22 protein-coding genes and 3 pseudogenes are annotated in these 24771 nt (G+C 33.9%); 20 read left to right on the top strand and 5 right to left on the bottom strand.

Translation table 11 applies throughout. The features are described from left to right. Positions 1 to 112: 112 nt before the first annotated feature. The 3 genes from nfsA (at position 113) to B5P42_RS26625 (ending at position 2179) form a co-directional block, all read left to right on the top strand. A complete protein-coding gene (gene nfsA / locus B5P42_RS26635) occupies positions 113 to 847 on the top strand; it encodes an oxygen-insensitive NADPH nitroreductase (protein WP_113735616.1) in 735 nt (244 codons plus the stop codon). 173 nt (positions 848 to 1020) lie between these two features. Next, positions 1021 to 1566, top strand: coding sequence for a sigma-70 family RNA polymerase sigma factor (locus B5P42_RS26630; RefSeq protein ID WP_113735615.1), 546 nt, complete (start codon positions 1021 to 1023; stop codon positions 1564 to 1566). Position 1567: 1 nt separating this feature from the next. Next, positions 1568 to 2179: a PH domain-containing protein gene (locus B5P42_RS26625; protein ID WP_113735612.1), complete on the top strand. Its 612-nt coding sequence runs from the start codon at positions 1568 to 1570 to the stop codon at positions 2177 to 2179. A gap of 201 nt (positions 2180 to 2380) precedes the next feature. Here the strand turns inward: B5P42_RS26625 and B5P42_RS26620 are convergent, their stop codons facing one another. From B5P42_RS26620 to B5P42_RS26605, 4 genes are all read right to left on the bottom strand, one after another. Next, a complete protein-coding gene (locus B5P42_RS26620) occupies positions 2381 to 3106 on the bottom strand; it encodes a sulfite exporter TauE/SafE family protein (protein ID WP_113735611.1) in 726 nt (241 codons plus the stop codon). A 247-nt stretch (positions 3107 to 3353) separates the two neighbouring features. Beyond that, the gene (locus B5P42_RS26615; RefSeq protein WP_113735610.1) at positions 3354 to 4580 is read right to left on the bottom strand and encodes an MFS transporter; all 1227 of its coding nucleotides are present in this window, start codon (positions 4578 to 4580) and stop codon (positions 3354 to 3356) included. 5 nt (positions 4581 to 4585) lie between these two features. Next, positions 4586 to 5053: a VOC family protein gene (locus B5P42_RS26610; RefSeq protein WP_033730498.1), complete on the bottom strand. Its 468-nt coding sequence runs from the start codon at positions 5051 to 5053 to the stop codon at positions 4586 to 4588. A gap of 192 nt (positions 5054 to 5245) precedes the next feature. Further along, entirely contained in the window at positions 5246 to 5362 is a 117-nt protein-coding gene (locus B5P42_RS26605) for a YjcZ family sporulation protein (protein ID WP_000007805.1), read from the bottom strand. Positions 5363 to 5666: 304 nt separating this feature from the next. Between B5P42_RS26605 and B5P42_RS26600 the strand changes: the two genes are divergently transcribed. Then, on the top strand, positions 5667 to 5885 hold the full coding sequence (locus B5P42_RS26600) for an aspartyl-phosphate phosphatase Spo0E family protein (RefSeq protein ID WP_033658168.1): 219 nt from the start codon (positions 5667 to 5669) through the stop codon (positions 5883 to 5885). A gap of 54 nt (positions 5886 to 5939) precedes the next feature. Beyond that, complete coding sequence (gene hfq, locus B5P42_RS26595; protein WP_002012071.1) at positions 5940 to 6128, top strand: RNA chaperone Hfq; 189 nt, start codon at positions 5940 to 5942, stop codon at positions 6126 to 6128. 38 nt (positions 6129 to 6166) lie between these two features. Here the strand turns inward: hfq and B5P42_RS26590 are convergent, their stop codons facing one another. After that, entirely contained in the window at positions 6167 to 6769 is a 603-nt protein-coding gene (locus B5P42_RS26590; RefSeq protein WP_113735609.1) for an HD domain-containing protein, read from the bottom strand. Positions 6770 to 6940: 171 nt separating this feature from the next. Here B5P42_RS26590 and B5P42_RS26585 point away from each other — a divergent pair, with 171 nt between their 5' ends. From B5P42_RS26585 to fdhD, 15 genes and pseudogenes are all read left to right on the top strand, one after another. Continuing rightward, a complete protein-coding gene (locus B5P42_RS26585) occupies positions 6941 to 7774 on the top strand; it encodes a flagellar motor protein MotP (protein ID WP_113735608.1) in 834 nt (277 codons plus the stop codon). A 22-nt stretch (positions 7775 to 7796) separates the two neighbouring features. Beyond that, positions 7797 to 8474 (top strand): OmpA family protein, encoded by a 678-nt coding sequence (locus B5P42_RS26580; RefSeq protein ID WP_002012067.1) that lies wholly within the window; start codon positions 7797 to 7799, stop codon positions 8472 to 8474. A 150-nt stretch (positions 8475 to 8624) separates the two neighbouring features. After that, positions 8625 to 8993, top strand: a complete 369-nt coding sequence (locus B5P42_RS26575; protein WP_000940577.1) for a response regulator — start codon at positions 8625 to 8627, stop codon at positions 8991 to 8993. 129 nt (positions 8994 to 9122) lie between these two features. Next, positions 9123 to 11093: a chemotaxis protein CheA gene (locus tag B5P42_RS26570; RefSeq protein ID WP_113735607.1), complete on the top strand. Its 1971-nt coding sequence runs from the start codon at positions 9123 to 9125 to the stop codon at positions 11091 to 11093. Between the two features lie 208 nt (positions 11094 to 11301). Next, positions 11302 to 12948, top strand: coding sequence for a flagellar motor switch protein (locus B5P42_RS26565; protein WP_002086512.1), 1647 nt, complete (start codon positions 11302 to 11304; stop codon positions 12946 to 12948). Positions 12949 to 12977: 29 nt separating this feature from the next. After that, a pseudogene (locus B5P42_RS26560) lies at positions 12978 to 13564 on the top strand (transglycosylase); the annotation flags it as partial. A 44-nt stretch (positions 13565 to 13608) separates the two neighbouring features. Next, positions 13609 to 13850 (top strand): annotated as a pseudogene (locus B5P42_RS32925) (Ger(x)C family spore germination protein); the annotation flags it as partial. A gap of 448 nt (positions 13851 to 14298) precedes the next feature. Continuing rightward, positions 14299 to 15531, top strand: coding sequence for an N-acetylmuramoyl-L-alanine amidase (locus tag B5P42_RS26550; protein ID WP_061675181.1), 1233 nt, complete (start codon positions 14299 to 14301; stop codon positions 15529 to 15531). Positions 15532 to 16076: 545 nt separating this feature from the next. Continuing rightward, positions 16077 to 18812 (top strand): annotated as a pseudogene (locus tag B5P42_RS26545) (putative bifunctional diguanylate cyclase/phosphodiesterase). A 156-nt stretch (positions 18813 to 18968) separates the two neighbouring features. After that, entirely contained in the window at positions 18969 to 19745 is a 777-nt protein-coding gene (locus B5P42_RS26540) for a TerC family protein (RefSeq protein WP_002086470.1), read from the top strand. Positions 19746 to 19849: 104 nt separating this feature from the next. Further along, complete coding sequence (locus B5P42_RS26535; protein ID WP_002158491.1) at positions 19850 to 20041, top strand: hypothetical protein; 192 nt, start codon at positions 19850 to 19852, stop codon at positions 20039 to 20041. Next, a complete protein-coding gene (gene fdhF, locus B5P42_RS26530; RefSeq protein ID WP_113735606.1) occupies positions 20010 to 22949 on the top strand; it encodes a formate dehydrogenase subunit alpha in 2940 nt (979 codons plus the stop codon). The genes B5P42_RS26535 and fdhF overlap by 32 nt, the downstream gene beginning before the upstream one ends. Before the next feature lie 15 nt (positions 22950 to 22964). Further along, positions 22965 to 23447 (top strand): helical membrane plugin domain-containing protein, encoded by a 483-nt coding sequence (locus B5P42_RS26525; RefSeq protein ID WP_113735605.1) that lies wholly within the window; start codon positions 22965 to 22967, stop codon positions 23445 to 23447. 150 nt (positions 23448 to 23597) lie between these two features. After that, complete coding sequence (locus B5P42_RS26520) at positions 23598 to 23942, top strand: Na-translocating system protein MpsC family protein (RefSeq protein WP_002012015.1); 345 nt, start codon at positions 23598 to 23600, stop codon at positions 23940 to 23942. Positions 23943 to 23958: 16 nt separating this feature from the next. Beyond that, positions 23959 to 24756 carry a formate dehydrogenase accessory sulfurtransferase FdhD gene (gene fdhD / locus B5P42_RS26515; protein WP_002086466.1) on the top strand — a complete coding sequence of 266 codons (798 nt, stop codon included), beginning with the start codon at positions 23959 to 23961 and terminating at the stop codon, positions 24754 to 24756. The last annotated feature ends 15 nt before the right edge of the window (positions 24757 to 24771 follow it).

Below are 24771 nucleotides of genomic sequence, written 5' to 3'. Positions count from 1 at the left end.
CATTTTATAGGGTACAGTTCACAAAGGAGTGCTCTTTTTTTGCTTATAAGTTGTGAATAATGAAAAAGATATGTTAATTTTTTATTATGAAGAGAAAAAAGGAGTGGTTTTTATGAATGAGATGATACATAAAATGGAGCAACACGTTTCAGTTCGTAAATATAAAGAAGAACCAATTTCAAAAGAGATAGTAGAAAGAATGGTGCAAGCTGCGCAGCATGCAGCTTCCTCACATTTTGTACAGGCGTATTCTCTTATATATGTAACAGATCAGGAACTAAAGGCTAAACTAGCTGAATTATCCGGGAATCGTCATGTGAAAGACTGCGCAGCATTCTTTGTATGTTGTGCGGATTTAAAACGTCTAGAAACTGCATGTGAGAAACATGGAACAGAAATTAAACATGAGGGAGTAGAGGACTTTATTGTAGCAACAGTAGATGCTTCATTATTTGCACAAAACTTAGCACTTGCAGCTGAATCATTAGGATACGGCATTTGTTATATTGGCGGAATTCGTAATAACCCGAAAGAAGTGAGTGAATTGCTTCATTTACCGGATAAAGTATATCCGGTATTCGGAATGACAGTGGGCGTACCAAATGAAGATCATGGAGTTAAGCCACGTTTACCGGTAGCGGCCATTCTTCATGAAAATGGATACGATGAAAAGAAATATGATGAATTATTAAACGAATATGATGAAACGATGAGTGCGTATTACAAAGAAAGATCGTCAAATCAAAAAAACGTAACATGGACGGAATCAATGAGCTCATTTATGTCCAAAGAGAAAAGAATGCATATGAAAGAGTTTTTAAATGAAAAAGGATTAAATAAGAAATAAGTAAAAAGGCAAACCTGGAATGCGGGTTTGTCTTTTTTGGAGGAGAAATGTATTTTTTTGCTATCATATATATATAAATAAAAATTAATAAATTTTTACAAAAGTGATAGAAAATGAGAATGAAATGCCAATAGTAAGTAAAAGCAGCTGCTAAAGGGGAACTGAGGAAGGTGATGTTTATGATTTTCGATTCTGAAGAGGATTTAATTATAGCTATGAAAAAACGCGATCAAGATGCTTTGAAAGAAGTGATTGATCAATATGGAAAATTAATTTTGTACATTATTCATAAATCATTAAGTACCCCTATTGAAAAACAATATGTGGATGATTGTTATAATGATGTATTTACTATCATTTGGTTTAATATCGAACAATTTGATATAGAAAAGGGAAACTTAAAATCTTGGATGATTGGTATTACTAAATTAAAGGCATTGGAATATAAAAAGAAAGTATATAAAGAGAATAAAATCGATAAAGATGTAGAAGTAGATACAGGTATCCATGATAGGTATGAAATAGAACAAGAAGAAGAGATTATGGAACTCGTACAAGATTTAAATACAAAGGATCTGTATATCTTTTTAAAGAGGTATATTGATGGGTATTCCATTGACGATATTGCAAAAGAATTAAAAGTAACGGCTGACTGTATATACAATCGAATTTCTCGTGGAAAGAAAAAACTTCAAAAACTGTGGAAAGGGAGTGTGTAATATGGATAAAAGATTATTATCGATGTTAAATGAGCTCCAATATTCAGAAGAAGAAATTACACGTTTAGAGAAAGAAGCGAATGATTCTATAAATATAGATAAGTATTATGTAAGAAATGGAGAACTATTAAAAAAATTAACTGTACGAATGTTAGAAGAATCAATTCGCAACGAATTACAAGCTGATGAAGAAATCGAGAAGGAACTGTTAGTAGATGAAGGATATATGACAAATAATAAAGTAATACCAAATATATATTACGTAGGAGCTACTTTTTATTATTATATCGTTTTAACAAATAAAAGAGTAATCATGAAAGGATTAGATTGCTATTTTAAAAAAACAAATGAATATAGCATGCCAATAGAGGATATACAATCCATTTCGCAACATAAAAAAATGAAAAATGTCTTTGAGATTAAATATAATAACACTCATATACAATTTGGAAGTATTGCGTATGCACGTGAAGTTGCAATGATAGTTATGGAGTTAAAAAAACGCGGAGTAAAAGTAGAAAAGTATACAGATTTTGAAAAAGGGTTTTTCTTATTTTTTAATATATTCGTGATAGTAAGTGCAGGTCTTTGCTTTATAAAATATTTAATGTAAAAAGCGGCATAATAGCCGCTTTTTATCGTTTTATTTAGTATTCGATTTAAAATATTTGTCTTATGAAAGAACGAGTATTGCTAATTGTAAACTGCCAATAAAGTTATTTAAGTTTTGATATAGAATGCCCCATCGCACTTGAAAATGCAGCAATAATTTCGTTTGAACCTATCTATTATTGTGCACTATCTAAAGCACCCTCTATAACAAGTTCAAACTTTCAATAAGAAGATAAACCCCCGTACAACTTAAAAGGATGTACGTAAATATTTTAAAAATCCGTTGATTAAGCCATTTGAAAATAATTTGACCTATATACAAACCTAGAAATACGATTGGAATAGCATAAAAACTTGATTCCCAAATTGTTTTGTTTGTGCCAGTAAAGAGTATTTGAGTTAGTAGACTAATGAAATATATAAATAGATAAAAAGCTAAAGTAGTTGCTCTCAACTTCTCTTTTTTCGTATCAGTTCCTGTAAAGTAAAGTAACGGGGGTGGTCCTGGCATACCGATACTTGTCGTTAAAAGGCCTGATAATCCACCAACTATAAAATCTCTAAATGGTGTTGATTTAACCTTAAAGTTGCATATTAGCATCAATGTTAATAGTAAGAGCAGGATGCTAATTGCTAATTTAAAAGCGTTTATATTAATGGAAATGAAGAGTAAAATACCAAAAGGTACACCAACTATACTTCCAATAGTTAACCTTTTCAGTAGAATAAAGTCAATGTCCATTCTTATTTTCCAAATGAGTGATATTGAAATAACTAATGATAAAATAATATTAATTTGTATAGCTTCTTGTGGTAAGAATAACATTAGTAAAAAAGGTGTTGCCATTATGGAAAAGCCAAAACCTGTACTTGTTTGCAAAACAGAAGCCACCAATATAATACATATGAAACTTAATGTAATCTCCAAAATAGCCCTCCTATTTAATCAAATACAATAAATATTTTAATACTATGAAAATCGAATTTAGCTATTTTGAGCCTATAGCATAAGTGCAATGTTTCACAATCTTACTTTTATTTTAACATAAATACTTAGTTTCTTCTAAAATAGCATTCACGTATAGGGCCCATTAACGAATATGGTTGACATTTTCAAATAATTGTATTGTTACGCAGCGCTAATAAATGAGATCAAATAAAATTTGGTGAAGAATCTATTGATTATCAATAGATTCTTCACCAAGCTCACCGCGATAAAACAAGAAAAGCCATATAAAACTAACAAAAATACAGCATATAGCTAACAAGCTACCAATCACTTGAGGAGAAAGGATTTCTAAAAACCATCCTGTAATAAACATAGATAACTGAATAAGCGATCCGTAGATGGAATAATGAAATGAAAAAACTTTACCAATCATGTTTTCTTGCGTATACGTTTGTAGTAATGTCGTATCAAGTGGAACGATGATTCCTCCTGCTATACGCATACAGAGTAATGTAATGATACCGATAATAAGTTGATTGGATAGAATGAATCCGAGAAAGAAAATTCCTTGTAGTAAATAGGCCCAACCAAATGCTCTTTTCATTTTGTCTTCATTTTTAGACATATAAAGATTAACGAGGAGACTGCCAATCATAAGTCCAGCCCCTTGAACCGCATATAAAATACCAATGTTAGTGTGGAAGATTCTTTCGGCATAGATTGTTAGAAGTAACTGATAGGCACCTCCAATAATGCCCCATGAAATGCCGACAAGAATTAATGTTAAAATAATTTTGCTTTGTAATATGTATGTATAACCATCTTTTATATCAGTGAAAAACGCTTTTTTCTTGCTAAAAGTGTCACGAGAAGGGATCTTTATTTTATAAATAATATAGGCTGAAATAAAGTATGATAGGCTATTAATAAAAAAGGCAATCTCGATACTTAAAGATTGTGCAATGAGCCCACCTAAAGAAGCTCCCATAATAGACATAAAACCATTGATTGTACTAGAAAGAGAGTTAGCGGTTACGAAATGCTTTTGATGTACGATATTTTTTAGAGTTGATTGCTTAGCAGGCTCGAATAAGCAAGAGAGTACTGATAAGCATATAGTAGAAACGAAAATAATTTCAATTTTGTAGAATGCTAATAAATAAGTGAGGACGAAAATTCCTCGTAAACTATCGGTAAAAATCATAATTTTCTTTTTTGAAAAACGGTCTACAATTCCGCCTATGAATGGGCTCAGAAGAAGTTGAGGTAACCCTTTGCTCATAAAGGTGAGTGCTAACATAAATGAAGATTCTGTTATGCTATAGACGAGTGTTAATAAAGCGACAGTATGAAACCAATCCCCAAGTACACTTAATGTTTGACCATAAAATAATTTTTTAAAGTTTTTATTTGTTCTAAGAAGTGTGGAATAAGAAACTGATTGCACTGACATAAAAATTAATCCCTATCTATTGGCGATGTTTGTACATGCTTTTTCCATTCACTTAAATACATTTTCTCTGCTTTAGGTAGTCCAACAGGTAATTGTGCAATGAATTCTAAACTATTTCCATCAGGATCGTTAAAATATACGGAGGCGTGTGCTAATTCTGGAAAAACGATTGGCTCAATTGGCTCCATTCCAAAGTCTTTTCGCGCTGGAATTCCTTTCTGTTTGAGCCAGTGTATTGCGTTTTCTAAATCGTGTAAGCTTACTTGGAAAGCGATATGTCGTAAGGATGGATGATAATTGACTTTGTATTCTTTTCCTTCCCAAAGACCAATCCAACTTTCATTTTCTACAATCCAAAAGAAGGCGATATCGTTGTCTCTTTTATATAATTTTAACCCCAGTGATTCATAAAAAGGTATCGAAATTTCTAAATTACAGACAGGTAAATGTGCTTCATAAAGACCTTTAATCATTATAATACTCCTTAGTAAAAATGTTTCTTATTCCATAGTAAACGATTTCTTGTTAGTTGAAATCACAAAAAAGATGGACATAAATTCATACGAAAGTATGAAAAAACAGCTCAAATATGAGCTGTTTTCGTATAGTTTTTAGTTAACATATTTCATTCATTTAGAGTTTAGCGAAAAGGATACGTATTATATTTAAAACCCTCCGCCGCCACCCCAACAGCTACATCCGATAATGATTAGAAGGATGAATAGCACGATGAGTAAAGCAAATCCACCGCCGAAACCAGCGCAACTACCACCAAAGCTCATGTTTTTTCCTCCTTTTTAGGAAATTAATCTATATAACTAATGGATTACTTTATAAGATATGTTTTTATTTAGAAAAGGAGCAAGTCTTACTTCTAATTAGAAAAGAGCCTGTGATCGGATTTAAATGTGATATTTACTTTGTTTCATAGCGCTTTTTTAAAAATGGTAAAACAATATGGAAGTGTATACTAGGTGAATGTATTGCAAATGAAAGGGGTATGTAACTTACAATTACATTAAAATTTCTTTTCATAAATATAAAATTTGTAAAAAAAGCCATTTTTTTATTTTTTTATGAGTGGAAATGTACTATAATTTTACAAGTAATATTATGGGAAAAGGGAGTTTTAGTATAGAGATGGAGATGGGACAATTACACAATAAAATAGAACACAAAAAGAAAGAGTTAATTCAACTTGTTGCTAGGCATGGATTAGATCATGATAAAGTTTTGTTATTTAGTCGAGATTTAGATATACTAATTAATAAGTTTATGAATATAAAAGACAAAGTATATAAGTGATTAATCTTTATTTTTTTATATTAGGATTATTTATTTGTAAGGGGGAAAACAGTTATGGAACATTTACAAGAAGAGTTGTATAAACAAATAAAAGAAGAAAAAGGTGCAGTTACTATATTTTTAAAGAGCGGAGTAAGAATAGTAGGGGAAGTAGTTGGAGTAGATAGATTTACAGTATTAATATTAGTAGATGGAAAACAACAACTTATTTATAAGCAGGCAATATCAACAATTATGAAATAAGACACTCATTTTGAGTGTCTTATTTCATAATTAAATGGTTACTGTTTACATGCTTCAATGTCAATGCCAGCAGCGAGTAATTTTTTTTCTCCGTCTTGTTCAATGATTTTTTGCAATCTAGATAAGAAAGAGTCAAAATCTGTATGTTTACCAACTTGGAAAGTCATTTTATGCTCAATTGGTAGCCAAGTATCAATATCAGCTTCGTTATGCTGAATTTTCACTTCAAGTTTATCAAGTGCATTAGCAACTTTTGCTTCATACGTTTCTTTCGCTTCGAACTCCATCCATAAATCGTATAATTCCACGCCGAGGGAACCTTCTAGTGTACGTTTAATATTTAAAATAGCCTTTTGCTCATTTTTTTGTTTTTGTAATTGTAATTCACGGCTATTCATCGTATCAAAGGCAGGAATATCACCAGCTTCTGCTTCGACAAGGTCATGAATAATAACCATTTTAAGTAATTTTTCTATATTTACTTTTTGATCCAAATAAGGCTCAACTAAGATAGCCATTAGGGACATACGCCACGTATGTTCAGCAACACTTTCTTGACGTCCGTTAGAAAGCCAACTATGTCGCATTTCATATTTTAGTTTTTCTGCTAATGCAATGACTTGTAAAATGTTATGTTCCATCGTGATCCTCCTCATATTTCCATACTATAATTCTAATATAGAAATGAAATGTGTCAATTTAATGAGTATATTGCGATAAATAGATGATACGCGTATAATGATTGTTATATGTGAAAACGCATTATTAAAATAAAAAAATGTTTACGAAAACGAAAAAGGAAGGGCAGGAATATGGGAGACGAAAATCAAGGATTAGCTAGACCGCAAAGGAAAAAAAGGAAGTTTGATATTTCTAGCCCCTTTGGCATTGTAGTAGGTTTCGTTATTTTAATTGCAGCAATCATGCTTGGCGGTGGTGGAATAAAAGCTTTTAAAAATTTCTTAGATGTTTCATCTATTTTGATCGTTATAGGGGGAACAACAGCGACAATTATTGTGGCATATAGATTTGGAGAAATAAAAAAATATACGAAAAGTATTTTTACTGTTTTACATAGAAGAGAGGAAAATCTAGAACAGTTAACGGATTTGTTCGTTGATTTTTCAAAGAAGTCTAAAAAACATGGTTTACTCTCGTTAGAAGTTGATGGAGAGCAAGTAGACAATCCTTTTATTCAAAAGGGGATTCGTTTAATGTTAAGTGGATATGATGAAGCAGAATTAAAAGAAGTATTAATGAGAGATGTTGAAACAGAAGTATATGAGTTAAGAAAAGGAGCAACATTATTAGATAAGATTGGTGATTTCGCTCCAGCGTGGGGTATGATAGGAACTTTAATTGGTCTTATTATTATGCTTCAAAACTTGCAAGATACATCGCAAATTGGTACAGGAATGGCAGTTGCTATGTTGACGACATTGTATGGATCTGTTATTGCAAACATGATTGCAATACCGTTATCTGAAAAAGTGTATCGTGGCATTGAAGATTTGTATACAGAGAAGAAGTTTGTAATAGAAGCAATCACAGAGCTTTACCGAGGACAAATTCCTTCTAAGTTAAAGTTAAAACTTGATACATACGTATATGAAACGAAGATAAAAAAAGAAAAACGAGTAGCCTAATATTTCAAGGAGTGGTATGGTGATGATAAAACGACCGCAAAAAGGATCGCCTCGTTGGATGACGACTTTTACTGATTTAACGATGTTGTTATTGACTTTTTTTGTACTATTAGTTGCTACATCAAAACAAGATACAGTAAAATTATCGAAGATGCTTGAAAAGTTTAGTGATGCAGAACAAGTGGATGCGAAAGTAATGGAAGGTACAATACCAGATATTTCACATGAAAAAAATGATGAAAAAGCAGTTTCAAAAAAACGAATGGATGAATTGTATAAAAAGTTAAAAGCATATGTAGATAATAATGGTGTTAGTCAAGTGAATGTATATCGAGAAGATACAGGTGTTAGCATCGTTATAGTAGATAACTTAATATTCGATACAGGTGATGCGAATGTTAAGCCGGAAGCAAAAGAAGTAATTAGTCAATTAGTAGGGTTCTTTCAATCGGTACCAAACCCAATTGTTGTAGAAGGACATACAGATAGTAGACCGATTCATAATGAAAAATTTCCTTCCAACTGGGAATTATCTTCAGCACGAGCAGCTAATATGATTCACCACTTAATTGAAGTGTATAATGTAGATGATAAACGATTAGCAGCGGTAGGATATGCGGACACAAAACCAGTAGCATCAAATGATTCACCGCAAAATTGGGAGAAAAACCGGCGCGTTGTAATATATATTAAAGAATAATATATTTCCATTTTATTAATAAAATAATAAAAATACAGAAATTCTTTTAAAAAAATATTAAATTTTCTCGTTTTATTTTGTATAATGAGTGAGAATGATAAGGTGAAATATTAAGATATATTTATACATAGAGGGAGAGAACCAAAAAGAATGGCACATAAAATTTTAGTTGTAGACGATGCGATGTTTATGCGAACAATGATTAAAAACTTATTAAAAAGTAATTCAGAATTTGAAGTTATCGGTGAAGCAGAGAATGGGGTAGAAGCGATTCAAAAGTATAAAGAACTTCAACCTGATATTGTAACACTAGATATTACTATGCCAGAAATGGACGGACTTGAAGCATTAAAAGAAATTATGAAAATTGATTCGAGTGCAAAGGTTGTTATTTGTTCTGCAATGGGACAACAAGGTATGGTATTAGATGCAATTAAAGGCGGGGCAAAAGACTTTATTGTAAAGCCATTCCAAGCCGATCGTGTTATCGAAGCTTTAACAAAAGTAGCAAATAGCTAATATAGAAGGGGTGCCACAAAGAATCAAATCAATGATAGCGGATAGACGTGTGGCCCCCTTTTTTCTCGTTATAAAACACTAAATTGTTATACATAAATGAAATGTTTGTTAGACAGGTAGGGGATTAAAATGCAAACAGATCTATTAAATATATTTTTTGAAGAAGCAGAAGAATATTTACAGTCGCTAAATGAAAATGTGCTAAATTTAGAACAGAATCCTGCCGATATGGATGTTGTAGGGGAAATATTCCGCTCAGCTCATACATTTAAAGGTATGTCTGCGAGTATGGAATTTGCGGAAATGGCAGATTTAACTCATAAGATGGAAAATGTTTTAGACGAAATCCGTCATGGAAATATGATGGTGAATGCTAATATTATTGATGTTATTTTTGAGTGCATTGATAATTTAGAAAAGATGGTTACAGATGTGCAGCAGGGCGGAATGGGTAATATAGATGTTGTATCAACGAAACTTAAATTAGAAGCATTATTGAATGGCAATGTAGAAGCTTCCATGGAACAAGTAGAGCAAAGTAGTATAAACAATGATGATACAGTTTCACATGAAGTATATATAACCGTCGAACAACAAGCCATTTTAAAAGCAGTACGTGCCATTATGTGTATTGAAGCATTACAAAATGTAGGGGATATACAAAAAACGGTTCCAAGCATTGAAGAAATCGAAGCGGATGCTTTTGGATTTGAGTTTACAGTATATATGGATACTGATCGTAGTGTTGAAGAATTGAAACAGGTGGTGCTTCACGTTTCTGAAATTGAGAAAGTGGAAGTGAAGCAAGGAAATATGGCTGAAGAAGGAATCGTACAATCTATTGCAGCAACGCAGCTGGATCCATCTCTAGAGGCACGAACTCCAACAGCTAGTACTACACCGGCTAAAAGTAATACAAAAACGAAAAATGCTAAAGTAGAGAATCGTTCTATTCGTGTTCAGTTAGAAAAAATCGAAAGATTAATGAATATGTTTGAAGAAAGTGTAATTGAGCGTGGACGAATTGATGAATTAGCAGAAACGATTCAAAATAAAGAGTTAATCGAGCATTTAAATCGATTAGGGGATATTTCAAAAGATATCCAAAATGTATTATTAAATATGCGTATGGTACCGATTGAAACGGTCTTCAATCGTTTTCCGCGTATGGTACGTATGTTAGCGAAAGATTTAGGTAAAAAAATCGATTTACAAATTAAAGGTGAAGATACTGAAGTTGATAAAATTGTTATTGACGAAATTGGTGATCCACTCGTTCATTTAATTCGTAATGCAATTGATCATGGTATTGAAACTGTCGAAAACCGACGTGATGCCGGGAAAAATGAGACAGGTACTATTAAATTAGAGGCGTTTCATAGTGGAAATCATGTCGTAATTCAAATTACTGATGATGGAAATGGTATTCATAAAGGAAAAGTATTAGAAAAAGCGATAAAAAATGGTGTTGTAACGGAATCAGAGGCAAATAAATTAACGGATCGTGAAGTGTTTGATCTTATCTTCCAACCGGGATTTAGTACAGCGGAAGTTGTATCTGACCTTTCTGGACGTGGGGTTGGATTAGATGTTGTTAAACATACGATTCATAGTTTAGGTGGGCATTTAATTATTGATTCTGAAGAAGGAAAAGGAAGTACATTCAGAATTGAACTTCCTTTAACATTGTCTATTATTCAATCAATGCTTGTTCAAACAAATGATAAGCGTTATGCCTTGCCTCTTGGCAATATTGCTGAAGCCATTCGAATTAAGAAAGAAGACATACAATCGTTACAAGGGAAAGACGTTTTAAACTATCGCAATCAAATTATTGAAGTGAAACATTTAAGTACTGTATTTGGTGAAAAAACAGTAGATGAGGCGTTCGCATCATATGATAGTCAAATGGTTCCTGTGTTAATTGTTCGTAATACACATCGTAGCTATGGACTTATCGTAAACACAATTATCGGTCAAAGAGAAATAGTTTTAAAGTCATTAGGTGATTTCTTTGCAGAGAGCTCTAACTATTTCTCTGGTGCAACAATTCTCGGTGATGGACGAGTGGTCCTCATTTTAAACCCAGAAGGTTTATAATAGGAATGAAGGAAGCTCCCCACTTGTATACAATTGGGGAGCTTTTTGGGTAGAACTAATAATATAAGTATATGAAAACCGTCGTTTACACATATTGTGGAAATAAATACATGTTCACAATTCGGATGATAAGTTTGGTAAAATATAACGAGTGTAATAGAGAGTTTAAATCATTTGATAGAAAAACAAAAATGAGGAGGCAGGAAAAATGCCTGAGCAACACACAAAAGGGGATACTGGCACAATTGTGCTAGAAAAAGAAAATGAACATTTAACGCCTCAAGAATGCGATATTCTTGGTGAGATTGCTAATATATCATTTGGTTCAGCTTCGACTGTATTATCAACAATTTTAAATAGGCAAGTAAGTATTACTGCTCCTCAAGTAGAATTGGTAGATTTATATGATACAAGTGATGTTGAAATTCCACATGTTGTATTAAATATCCATTTCACAAAAGGATTAGATATGGAAAATCTTCTTGTTCTTCAACAAGATGTTGCTTTATCTATTGCTGATTTAATGATGATGGGAACAGGTGAAGTTGAAGAGGGAAAAGAGCTTGGTGAATTAGAGCTAAGTGCAGTACAAGAAGCTATGAATCAAATGATGGGATTCGCAGCAACATCTATGTCAGAATTCTTCCAAGATACGGTAGACATGTCTCCGCCAACAATTAAAGTTGTGCAACTTACAGAAGAGATGGAGAAGATTTCTGGTATTAATGGGAATAATATGGTTGTTAAAGTATCGTTTGAATTAAAAATAGATAATCTTGTGAATTCTCAGCTTGTACAGGTTGTTTCAGTTGAACATGCGAAGCGAATGATAAATAAATTGTTACAATTATCTGGTGGTGTGGAAGAAGAAATAGATGAGCCGGCGGAAGTGCAGGAAACTGAGATTGTAGAAGAGCATGTAGAAAAAGAGCAATTAACACAAGAAGAGAAAGATGTGCTTGGTGAAATTGCGAATATTTCAATCGGTTCGGCTTCAACAGTACTATCGACGCTTTTAAATCAGCCTGTCACTATTAGTACACCAAATGTAGAGGCGATTAATGTTCGTCATTATGAAGGAGTACCGGTTCCGTTTGTTATTTTAAATGTCGATTTTGTTGAAGGACTAAAAAATGAGAATGTATTCGTATTTACGAAAGATGTTGCTTTAACAATGGTAGATTTAATGATGATGGGAACGGGTGAAATTGATCCGGAGAAAGAGCTAAGTGAATTAGAGTTAAGTGGCATTAAAGAAATTATGAACCAAATGATGGGGCATGCTGCAACAGCGATGTCAGAAATGTTTAAAGAAAAAATGGATATGACACCACCAGACGTTAAATTTGTTTCTTTAAAAGAAGAAATGGAATATTTGGGAGAGTCGATGGCAGTTGACGAACTCGTTCAAATTACTTTTAATCTTGAAATTGGTGATCTCCTTCAATCAAAGATGTATCAAATACTACCGATATCAGAAGCGAAAGAAATGGTTAGAAGACTTCTATATCCGATGGTGGAAGAGCAAGAAGAAATAGTTGAGGAAGTTGTTGAAGAGGAAGAAATTCCTGCACCAGTCGTACAGCCAATTGAATATAAAGAAGTCAAGCAAGTTGAGCCAGTATATATGGATACATCTATTCTACAAAATGTAGAAATGAATGTTAAATTTGTATTTGGAAGTACAGTGAGAACAATTCAAGATATTTTAAGTCTACAAGAAAATGAAGCGGTCGTACTTGATGAAGATATTGATGAACCGATTCAAATTTATGTGAACGATGTATTAGTGGCGTATGGAGAACTTGTAAATGTAGATGGGTTTTTCGGAGTAAAAATGACGAAATCGCTATAAGGCGTCAAAATAGGAGTTTGAACAAATAGATGAAAAACGTAAAGTTTTTTCTAGTTAGTTGGCTATTCTTACATATATGTATATTTTTACCATCGCAAGGGCAGGCAGAAGAAAAAAGTGTACAAGATCAAAATATAAGCGAAATGAATGACCAAGAGGGAAAAAATAAAGAAGTTCAGGAACAGCCGGAACAAGTGGAAATGCCCTCGGTTGAAGATGAAAAAAAGCAGTAGAAAATGAGCAAGGGAAAGAAAAAAAAGAAGAAAGAACGATAGAAACAGACCGAGGGGTTATTACAGTTAATAAGCAGGAGCTAAAGGTTGGCGAAGAAGTGCGGATTGCTGTAGAATCAAATGAAAAAAACATTCAAAGTGTAAAAGGCATATTACAATTACAAAAAAATGGTGAGCAGTACAGACAAGAGAGAATAATATCTTTTGAGTATGAAGAAGAAACGAAGCGATGGATCGCTAATTATAAGGCCGGAATATATGATTTACAAGGTGATTGGAACCTTAGGCTCGTTGAAAGCTATAAAGAAGATGAGAAGGAAGAAGTAATAGAGAACGAATTAAATGTCCCGCTCATTCGTATAAACAATGAAGCACCAACTATATATGTATTTCCCTTTTATTTTGTATGGAATCGTTTCGGACAGAGGAAAAGTTACAATTAATTTTAGTAAATCAAAAATTTGTACAAAAGGAAGGAGCTAGGTCTTACTTTGTAGTATTGCGATCAGAAAAATACTAGGAATATGCGTATTGTCACTGTGAAAGGACTTAATACATAATGATTTTAAAGATAAACCGACTCTTCCTCAATATTTAACTGATTTAATTGAGGTGAATAAGCTGTATAATCGTACAGTTGTTATTACATTTCATCAACAAACTTTTAATACGGAGAATTGAAGAGTAAAGTAGGATTCCAAAGCATAGCCAAAAAGGTGGCTGTTATAAGTTATTTGCCTACCAAAATAATCAATATTTGTTTAAAATATAAGATTATCATTTTATTATACCGAGTAATTATTCACATTATATAATAATTACTTACTACACAATTAACATGGTTATCTTACAAAAATGTAAGGTTTTTTTAATTGACACTCGTACATATAAGTAACTATACTGGTTACACGACGTTGGTTAATATATTTAATAGTCTCTATCTATAAGTGTATGTCTCAGGATTCTTTTCGGAATAATAGTTCGATTTGTATTTATTATCTTTGATATAGGGATAATACGGATTTAATCTATTCTTTATTCTAGGTCGTATTATTTAAAGATTAACTATAAATGATATATTTACCAAGTTGTAATAATTTTTTAGAGGTGTTACATTTTGAAATACAAATTAATTGCTACAGGAATTCTTGCTGGAAGTCTACTATCCTATTCATCTAGTGCATTTGCAAATACTCATAAATTCCCAGATGTTCCTGCATGGGCTGACAAATCCGTTAATTATTTAGTTGATAAAAAAGTATTGAGTGGTTATCCAGATGGAACTTTTGGTTCAAGCGATACATTAGATAGAGCTTCTGCGGCAACAATTATGACAAAGGCCCTTGGTATACATATTGACTTAAATGCAAAACCATCTTTTACAGATTCACAAAACCACTGGGGAACGCCGTATATTGCTGCTGCTGAAAAAGCAGGAATAATTAAAGGTGAAGGAAATGGAATATTTAATCCTTCTGGAAAAGTTACTCGTGCTGCAATGGCAACAATGTTAGTAAATGCATATAAGCTACAAGATAGAACAAATAGTAATGGGCAAAGTAAATTTGATGATTTAAAAGGACATTGGGGTGAAAAATTTGCCAATATTTTAATTGATTTAAAGATTTCTGTTGGTACTGATAATGGTTGGCAACCAAATAAATTCATAACACGTGCAGAAGCCGCACAACTTACTGCCAAAACAGATACCCTTCAATACAGTCCGAAAAACCCTTTAGAAAGTAAAACAATCATTATTGATCCTGGACATGGTGGTGCAGATCCCGGAAAGTCCACAAAAGGATTGCCTGAAAGTAAAATCGTATTAGACACTTCCTTACGCCTACAACAATTGCTCGAAAAACATACACCATTTACAGTTTTACTAACTCGTGAATCTGATACTAGACCTGGACATGACCAAAAAAGCTCTTTACAGGAACGTGTTAAATTTGCTAAGCAAAATGAGGGGGATATCTTTATAAGCATTCATGCAAATGCTTTTAATGGTAATGCAAAAGGGACAGAAACATACTACTATAAATCTTCTGAATCCGAAAAAACAAATCCTCATGTGGAAGAAAGTCGTGTGTTAGCGGAAAAAATTCAAACACGTTTAGTAGAGGCTCTTCAAACACGTGATAGAGGCGTTAAACATGGAGATCTTCATGTTATAAGAGAAAACGACATGCCAGCTGTGTTAACGGAACTGGCTTTTATAGATAATGGTATCGACTACAGTAAACTATCTACGGCAAACGGCAGACAGATTGCAGCAGAAGCCATTTATGAAGGGGTTTTAGATTATTATGAATGGAAAGGAAATAATGTATCTGAATATAGATTGTAATAGGTAAAAGAAAGTTTAGTAATTCTAGGAATATGAAATTTATAAATTGCTAAAGTATAGTTTTGTTATTTGAAATGTGTTTTAGTTTTATAGTGTATACTAGCACCGACTTATTAAGGATTATAAATAAGTCGGTGTTTAAGTTAGCGTACTTAATGAATACTATAGAAGTTATGAAGAAAAAAAGATAAATAGATAGGGGCATACACCTACATTCATTATTTTTACGTGAAATTTTAATTTAAAAATAGTTAAGTTATATGATTCAGATGGGCAGTATACAATTAGTTCAAAGAAAACATTCTTTGAACTAATTAGCTATTAAATCTACTTGTTACATAAATAGATCGTATAACAATAATTGATATTGTTAAGGACATAGCTGCAGATATTTGTTGTAATTCCTATTATGGAATTTTTAAATATCTGCAGGTGTAATATAAGGGTGCTTTATTTTGAAAGAAATCTTTTGAAATGGTCATAATATGAATAATAATTAGATACAAATTTTAAAAAATGATGAAAGACTTAAGAAGGTGAATATATTGCTTAAACATTCACATTTGCAATTTATCTTATTAACAATAGCTCTAATATTCTATATAAGCTTTTGCTATATATTTTTATTTGTTTTTCCGAATCAATATTTCGTATCAGATTTTAATATCCGACTATCATCCTTAGTTGTTGAAACTACTGTATTTATGTCATTACTGTATTCTATATTATCCAGAAAAATTAAGTTAGGAGTATTCTGGGTTTGCATTACTATTGCAATAGGGTGTTTCTTGATCGGGAACTTTATATCCGCTTTTCAAGTACTTAATGTAGAATTACCGATACAAAATTTTAATATCTCTGATGTGTTTTTATTGTTTTTCTTATTCTTCTTTCTCTTTGCATTCTTTTATAAAATCATTATGGAATGTAACAAGTGGGAAAAAGCGTATTTAATTTGTGATTTATGTATTGTTGTTACTGCCATTTTTACATTAGAGTGGTAACTGTTTAATAAACCTTCTGCAAATATCTTATTCTTATCAATTGGAGATGTTTTTCTCTCATTTATTTTTCCGATTATAGATTTATTACTTCTTTTATTAGGAGTTAGTCTAATCTTTCGACCAGCTATTTTTAATGCGAAAAGTAAATTATTTATTTTTATTCTCGTATTAACTGGATTGGCTATTACGGACTACTTGTATTTTTACTTACAAGATGATTTGTCAGATCGTTCACTTATATTATTAAGGTGTTTGTATAGAGTTTTCCTTTTATTTATCGCTATTGCTGCTTCGATCTCAAAGAATGCATCTTCTAGAAGGAATTATTTCATTATCGATCCCACATTTGGGAAGAAACTTCTTGTTATATTTCCTTATCTTGCAGTTGCGGTATTAATTGGCTTTACTTTAAAAGAGCAAACTTCCTCGGCTACACTTATTACTGGGAATTGTATTGCATTTGTATTTGTGCTGATTCGTCATACTATCGTACGAATGCAAAACAGCGATTTAACCGAAATGTTAAAAGTGTTTAATAATCAATTAGAACAAAAAGTATCTCAAAGAACAGAAGATTTAATAAACAAATCCAATGACTTGGTCAAAAATCAAGAGAGATTTAAGTCATTATATGAGTATCATCCAGATCCTATTTTAACGATTAATTCAAATGGTACTGTGTTAAATATAAACCAGGCTGGAAGTATGTTATTAGGAAAAAACAGTGATGAATTAATAGGTAAAGAGTGCTTCTCGATTTTTTTAGACGAAGATAGATCTGAATTGGAAGCAGCTATACAGGAAGGGAAACGATGCAGTTCGGCTTCGTTACAATTACGTGTGAAAAATAATAATGAGAAGGACATTCATTTTTGGTACGTCACCATTGTTCCTATTATGATAGAAGGACAAACTTTTGGGAGTTATGTAATGGTAAAAGACATTACGAGAATGAAGAAACAACAAGATGAGATAAACTATCTAGCATTCCATGATACAGTGACGGAGATTGGAAATCGAATATTCTTCCAAAAAGAATTAGAAAAATCCATTGAGCGTGCACGAAAAACGCAGGGGGAATTTGGACTCTTGTATATAGATTTAAATCGTTTTAAAACCATTAACGATACACTGGGACATTCAATTGGTGACAGTGTTTTAAAAGAAGTTGCTAAACGTTTTAGGACATGTCTGTCACCGGCTATTCCTCTAGCGAGAATAGGGGGAGATGAGTTTGCGATCATAGTCCATAACCACACAGAGCAACAGCTATTGGATTTGTGTGAAACTCTATTTCGTATAACTGAAGAACCATTTGTAGTTAATCAACATAGTTTTTATTTATCTCTTAGTATAGGAATAGCGGTGTATCCGTTTGGAGGAATAAATACTACTACACTTTTACAACATGCTGATATTGCTATGTATAGTGCAAAGGAAAAAGGTAATAATGCTGTTTGCATGTATGACGAGACATTATCAAAAAAAATAACAAGACGATTACGATTAGAACAGGATTTACCGAAGGCATTAGAAAATAATGAGTTGTTTTTATTATATCAACCACAAGTTGACAGTAAGACTGGTATGGTTATTGGTGCAGAGGCTTTAATTCGTTGGCAACATCCAGAACTGGGACTTATTTCTCCTTTTGAATTTATACCTATCGCGGAAGAAACGTCGCAAATTATTCCAATTGGGAAATGGACGTTACAGGAAGCGTGTCGACAACTGAAAAAGTGGCATTCTGCAGGCTATGCAAATCTAAAAATGGGGATAAATTTATCAGCTATAGAGTTTGAACAGAAAGATTTTGTTCAAGCAATCATATCTACCATAGAAGAAGTAGGGGTACCTGCTAATTCGATTGATTTAGAATTAACAGAGAGAATAGCAATGGTAGATGAAAAAGAAACCTTATCGAAGTTAAAAGTATTAAAATCATATGGTGTACATTTATCAATTGACGATTTTGGTACAGGGTATTCTTCATTAGCATATCTCCCTTTGTATCCAATTGATACCTTAAAAATTCCAAGAGAATTTGTTAATAGGATCGGAAATTCTACTGATGGAAATGAAATTATTCATACCATTATTTCACTAGCGCATACTTTAAACATGAAAGTGATCGCAGAAGGGGTGGAAACGAAGGAACAATTAACAGTGTTACAACGTAATGCATGTTATCTAATTCAGGGCTATTACTACAGTAAACCTGTAAGTGAAGATGAATTCATCAAGTTTTTAAGCACAATGTCGCGTCACCTTTTCTAAGAAAACCACAATCTAGATTTGTTTTTTGTTGAAATTATAACAAATAGAGGACAGCAAAGTAACTGTCAAAATGTTTTAGCATTTAATTTGGCTTAATAGGAAATTCTATTGAGCAAAGACCTTATCTGATTTTAGTTTTAGAAAGGAGAGAAGCGGATGGATTCAATATGGCTAGAGTATGCTTGGGCATTGTTAATTTTAATCGGATTAGAAGGATTGTTATCGGCTGACAATGCCCTTGTACTAGCAGTTATAGCCAAGCATTTACCCGAAGAAGAGAAAAAAAGAGCTATAAATTACGGAATTATTATGGCCTTTGTTTTTCGATTCGCAGCCCTTTTTGCTATATCATTTATTGCAAATGTTTGGCAAATACAGGCGATAGGAGCAGCTTATCTTCTTTACTTAGGATTAAAGCATGTCATTCAGGCGCAATTCGGAAAAAATAATCAAAATATTCACAAGGAAGATGAAAAGGAAGCAGCAGGAAAAAGCTACTGGTTCACAGTAGGAAAGATTGCATTAGCTGACCTTGCCTTTGCGATTGATTCAATATTAGCCGCAGTTGCTCTTGCTCTGGGGCTTCCGGATTCTCCGCTTGATGATTTCGGAGGTATGGATGGAGGACAGTTCATTGTTGTACTTCTTGGAGGGATAGCTGGACTTATTTTAATTAAATTTGCGGCAACTTGGTTTGTACAATTACTGGAGAAACGTCCAGCACTAGAAACAACAGCATATGCAATTGTTGCCTGGGTTGGTGTCAAACTAGCTGTAATTACACTGGCTCATGAGGACATTGGTATTTTAGACCATGATTTTCCGCATAGTACAACTTGGACTTTAATCTTCTATGGAGTATTAGTTGCCATCGCACTAATTGGTTGGTTTGCACCGGGAAGTAAGTCATCTCAGAATAATCCTAAAATGTAATACAAAGGTCAGAGCATTATGTGCTTTGTCCTTTGTAATGATAATTATATTGTGTATTTTTCGATTTAACGCTATAATTATAGTGTTAAAGATGGAATCGTGATATGACCTGTTATGAATCTATCATTTTATTTATGAATAAATGGATTGGTATTTTAGCAAGATGTGCTAATAAACTACTCCACCATGATGATAACGTGCCAAAAATGTGGTGCGTATATTTTCGTGGTGGAGTTTTTTTATTCTCAAAAAGGGGGAGTAACCATGAACGACAGCATGGTTCATATTACAATTAACGGCAAAGAGTATAATGCTGAGCCTGGTTCAACTATACTGGGCATTATTAATGAGAACGGAATTGAACATCCACAAATTTGTTATGTGCCGGAAGTGGATCCTATTCAAACGTGTGATACTTGTATTGTAGAAGTTAACGGAAAGCTTGTGCGATCCTGTTCTACTGTAGTGACGAGCGGTATGAATATTGAGCTGTCCTCTACTAGTGCGAAGGCAGCACAACATGAGGCGATGGACCGTTTACTAGAAAATCATTTACTTTACTGTACGGTTTGTGACAACAATAACGGGAATTGTAAACTGCATAATACGGCAGAATTAATGGAAATTGAGCATCAAAAATATCCTTATGAGCCAAAAGTTGATGTAAGCGAAGTTGATATGTCTCATCCATTTTATCTCTATGATCCGAATCAATGTATCGCGTGCGGTCAATGTGTAGAGGTGTGTCAAAACTTACAAGTTAATGAAACGTTATCTATTGATTGGGAGGCAGAGCGCCCACGTGTTATTTGGGATGAAGGAGTAGATATTAACGATTCTTCATGTGTAAGCTGCGGTCAATGTGTAACGATTTGTCCTTGTAATGCTTTAATGGAGAAATCGATGCTTGGTGAAGCTGGATTTATGACTGGGCTGAAGCCGGATATTCTTGAACCTATGGTCGATCTTATTAAAGAGGTTGAACCTGGATATAGCGGTATTTTCGCTGTGTCAGAAGTAGAAGCTGCGATGCGCGACACTCGTACGAAGAAGACGAAAACAGTTTGTACGTTTTGTGGTGTAGGTTGTTCATTTGAAGTATGGACGAAAGGGCGCAAAATTTTAAAGGTGCAACCAACTTCTGAAGCACCAGTTAATGCGATTTCTACTTGTGTAAAAGGAAAGTTTGGTTGGGATTTCGTGAATTCTGAAAAACGAATTACGAAACCCTTAATTCGTAAAAATGGAGTATTTGTTGAATCGACTTGGGAAGAAGCGCTTCATGTAGTGGCGAATAAATTGGGCGCTATTAAAGAAGAGTACGGTAAAGGTTCTATTGGCTTTATTTCTTCTTCTAAAATTACGAATGAAGACAACTATGTCATTCAAAAATTAGCGCGACAAGTATTTGAAACGAACAACATTGATAACTGCTCCCGTTATTGTCAATCACCAGCGACAGATGGATTGTTCCGTACAATTGGTATGGGCGGAGATGCAGGGACGATTAAAGATATCGCACAATCGGGTCTTGTTATTATCGTTGGTTGTAATCCAACAGAAGGTCATCCTGTGCTAGCGACTCGTGTGAAACGTGCGCATAAACTTCACGGTCAAAAACTAATTGTCGCAGATCTTCGTAAAACTGAAATGGCAGAGCGTTCGGATATCTTTATTAGTCCAAAGCAAGGAACAGACCAAGTTTGGTTAATGGCTGTTACGAAATATATGATTGATCAAGGTTGGCATAATCAACAGTTCATCGACGAGAATGTAAACTTCTTTGATGATTTCAAAGATAGTCTCGCGGAATATACGCTTGAATATGCAGAAGAGATTACAGGTATTTCAACAGAAACTCTCGTTACAATGGCTGAAATGATTCGTGATGCAGATGGTACGTGTATCCTTTGGGGAATGGGCGTAACGCAAAATACTGGTGGTTCAGATACTTCCGCTGCGATTTCAAACTTACTTCTTGCAACAGGAAACTATCGTCGTCCAGGTGCTGGAGCATACCCGCTTCGAGGTCATAATAACGTACAAGGTGCTTGTGATATGGGAACACTTCCAGGCTGGCTTCCAGGATATCAGCACGTTACTGACGATGTAGAACGTGCGAAATTTGAAATAGCTTACGGAGTAAAAATTGATAACAAACCAGGTCTTAATAACATTGAAATGCTTCACGCAATTGATGAAGGGAAAATGAAAGCTATGTATCTTGTTGGAGAAGATATGGCTCTTGTAGACTCTAACGCAAATCACGTACATGAAGTGTTATCAAGCCTTGAATTCTTTGTCGTTCAAGATGTGTTCCTTTCTAAAACAGCTCAATACGCTGATGTAGTATTACCAGCAGCGCCATCTCTTGAGAAAGAAGGTACTTTTACAAATACAGAGCGTCGTGTACAAAGATTATATCAAGTGCTTCCAACGCTAGGAGATGCGAAACCAGACTGGTGGATCGTGCAGGCAATTGCTAATAAGTTAGGCGCAAACTGGAATTATAATCATCCAAGTGAAATCTTTGCTGAAATGGCAAGCTTATCACCACTATTCGCACACGCAAACTATGAAGTGCTTGAAGGGTGGAACAGTTTCCACTGGGGAAGTTTTGATGGAACGAATACACCGCTTCTATTCAAAGATGGATTTAACTTCCCGGACAAAAAGGCTCGTTTTGCGATAGCTGATTGGGTACGTCCTGCTGAATTCCCAGCAGAATACGATCTTCACATTAATAACGGTCGTATGCTTGAACATTTCCATGAAGGGAACATGACAAATAAATCAACTGGTATTCAATCGAAAGTACCAGGTGTTTTCGTTGAAGTTTCTCCAGAACTTGCAAGGGAACGTGGAGTGAAAACGGGATCGTTAGTACGCCTTGTTTCTCCATTCGGAGCACTTAAATTACGTGGACTTGTAACGGATCGTGTAAAAGCGAATGAACTGTATTTACCGATGAATTCGACTGATAAAGAATCGGCAATTAATTTCTTAACAGGTCCTGCCGTTGACTTGCGTACAAACACGCCTGCATATAAGCAAACGAAAGTACGTATGGAAGTGTTAGAAGTTGATGGCGAAAATCCGATGCCAAAAACGAACCCGCGTAATAAAAAGCGTCATCCTCAAAACGGTATTGAGGTAAATCGTAAGTGGGCTCGTCCAGGATACGTACATTTAACGGATAACTAAGGGGGAGAAAAGAATATGGCAGCACCTATTCAAGCGGTCCAGAAGCAGGAGCTAACTGAGGAAGAACTTAAACAACAAAAACTCGAAGACTTAAAAGAACTGCTAGCTAATAATGAAGATGCTTTAAATCAAATGTTTAATATAGTAGGTGAACTAAATGACATCGGGATGCTGGAAGCTGCAAATTCTATGCTGAAAGCGAAAGAACCAATCGCAAAAATCGTTCTAGGCCAAGTCACTCGTGAACCAGTTACAAATTTAATTAACAATATGATGGGCGCTGCAGGAGCTTTAACAGAACTTGATCCGGCACTTACGAAAAAGCTTATAGGTAGTGTATTAACAGGTATGGATGAAGGAAATCAGCATTTGCAAAGTAATAAAAAAGTAGGAATATTAGACCTTATGAAAGTACTGAAGGATCCAGATATTAATCGTGCTATCGGATTTGGTCTTCATTTCTTAAAAGGTATGGGTAAAGGGTTAAAAGAAGAATAAATAAGCAACAATAATAGTATTTCATATGTTGTTTGCGTACTTGAGATAATTGTAAAAGGTGATCCATTTCGTCTCATTATTAAATAGTTTAGGCGAAATGGTCATTTTGTTAAAATAGTTGTGATGGAATAACTAGGAAGGAATGAGAGTATGTCAAAAATGGTACATGAATTTAATGATATGATCCGAAAGCTTCGAAAAGAGTTGTTCGGGAAAGGGCCGGAAAGAATTCATACTGTATTTACCGAGAACATGGCTATTGCAACACTTTATGGGAATTTAACACCTACTGAGAAATTTATTTCGGGAACTACGGATGGGGCGGAAATGGTTCATATGGCTCGAACGAAAATGATTCAAGAAGTGTATGTGGCTAATCCTCATGAACATTTAGAAGAACTTGTTGGTGCGAAGTTAGTTCATCTGTTTTCTGATATGAAAGTAGATGAAGATATTGCAGTTTCCGTGTTTGTTTTTGATAAAAATATAACGTGAGAGAAGGATGCTCATCGTGAAATCGATTCAGGTGGAACGGAAAATTTTCAAATATGAGCAAGGGGAATTTAAACATATAGAGGACAGCATTGTAACAGAGTTTCCTGTTACGGTTAAAATTAACGGCCAGGAATTTGTTACAATGGTTAGTACTCCAGAGTATATTGAAGATATGGTAATTGGCTTTTTAGCCTCTGAAGGCATTATCCGAAAGTATGAAGATATTGATGAAATATGGATGCAAGAAAAAGAAGGTTATGTACATGTAAAAACGACGAAAATCAATCCTTATTATCGTGACATACAAAACAAACGTTATATTACTTCGTGCTGTGGAATGAGTAGGCAAGGGTTTGTTTTTGCGAACGATGCGCTGACTGCGAAAGAAATGAATGATATTCGCGTAAAGATCTCTGCCGAGGATTGTTTTCGGTTAATGAATGATATGCAGCAATCTGCGTCTACGTTTCAACATACAGGCGGCGTTCATAATGCAGCTTTATGTAATGTGAGTGGAATTGTTTTAAGCCGCATGGATATAGGAAGACATAACGCTTTAGACAAAATTTACGGCTATTGTTTAAAAAATAACATTTCGATTGGTGATAAAATTATTGTTTTTAGTGGACGTATCTCTTCTGAAATTCTATTAAAAGTTGCGAAAATTGGCTGTGAAGTAATATTGTCAAAATCAGCTCCAACTGAGTTAGCATTAGAACTAGCGGAGCAGTTAGGGATTACTACAATAGGCTTCATTCGTAATAAATCTTTAAATGTATATACGCATCCAGAGCGGATTATAAATATAAAATAAGTAGAAACGAGGCAA

This window comes from Bacillus sp. SRB_331 (assembly GCF_003264175.1).
GTDB lineage: Bacteria > Bacillota > Bacilli > Bacillales > Bacillaceae_G > Bacillus_A > Bacillus_A mycoides.
Note: the sequence above shows the minus strand (reverse complement) of the source record. Positions and strands in the feature narration are given on the sequence as shown.

Coding starts and splice junctions, on each gene's coding strand:
- nfsA (WP_113735616.1), top strand. CDS start 113: ATGAATGAGATGATACATAAAATGGAGCAACACGTTTCAGTTCGTAAA.
- B5P42_RS26630 (WP_113735615.1), top strand. CDS start 1,021: ATGTTTATGATTTTCGATTCTGAAGAGGATTTAATTATAGCTATGAAA.
- B5P42_RS26625 (WP_113735612.1), top strand. CDS start 1,568: ATGGATAAAAGATTATTATCGATGTTAAATGAGCTCCAATATTCAGAA.
- B5P42_RS26615 (WP_113735610.1), bottom strand. CDS start 4,580: ATGTCAGTGCAATCAGTTTCTTATTCCACACTTCTTAGAACAAATAAA.
- B5P42_RS26610 (WP_033730498.1), bottom strand. CDS start 5,053: ATGATTAAAGGTCTTTATGAAGCACATTTACCTGTCTGTAATTTAGAA.
- B5P42_RS26605 (WP_000007805.1), bottom strand. CDS start 5,362: ATGAGCTTTGGTGGTAGTTGCGCTGGTTTCGGCGGTGGATTTGCTTTA.
- B5P42_RS26600 (WP_033658168.1), top strand. CDS start 5,667: ATGTACTATAATTTTACAAGTAATATTATGGGAAAAGGGAGTTTTAGT.
- hfq (WP_002012071.1), top strand. CDS start 5,940: ATGGAACATTTACAAGAAGAGTTGTATAAACAAATAAAAGAAGAAAAA.
- B5P42_RS26590 (WP_113735609.1), bottom strand. CDS start 6,769: ATGGAACATAACATTTTACAAGTCATTGCATTAGCAGAAAAACTAAAA.
- B5P42_RS26585 (WP_113735608.1), top strand. CDS start 6,941: ATGGGAGACGAAAATCAAGGATTAGCTAGACCGCAAAGGAAAAAAAGG.
- B5P42_RS26580 (WP_002012067.1), top strand. CDS start 7,797: ATGATAAAACGACCGCAAAAAGGATCGCCTCGTTGGATGACGACTTTT.
- B5P42_RS26575 (WP_000940577.1), top strand. CDS start 8,625: ATGGCACATAAAATTTTAGTTGTAGACGATGCGATGTTTATGCGAACA.
- B5P42_RS26570 (WP_113735607.1), top strand. CDS start 9,123: ATGCAAACAGATCTATTAAATATATTTTTTGAAGAAGCAGAAGAATAT.
- B5P42_RS26565 (WP_002086512.1), top strand. CDS start 11,302: ATGCCTGAGCAACACACAAAAGGGGATACTGGCACAATTGTGCTAGAA.
- B5P42_RS26540 (WP_002086470.1), top strand. CDS start 18,969: ATGGATTCAATATGGCTAGAGTATGCTTGGGCATTGTTAATTTTAATC.
- B5P42_RS26535 (WP_002158491.1), top strand. CDS start 19,850: ATGACCTGTTATGAATCTATCATTTTATTTATGAATAAATGGATTGGT.
- fdhF (WP_113735606.1), top strand. CDS start 20,010: ATGAACGACAGCATGGTTCATATTACAATTAACGGCAAAGAGTATAAT.
- B5P42_RS26525 (WP_113735605.1), top strand. CDS start 22,965: ATGGCAGCACCTATTCAAGCGGTCCAGAAGCAGGAGCTAACTGAGGAA.
- B5P42_RS26520 (WP_002012015.1), top strand. CDS start 23,598: ATGTCAAAAATGGTACATGAATTTAATGATATGATCCGAAAGCTTCGA.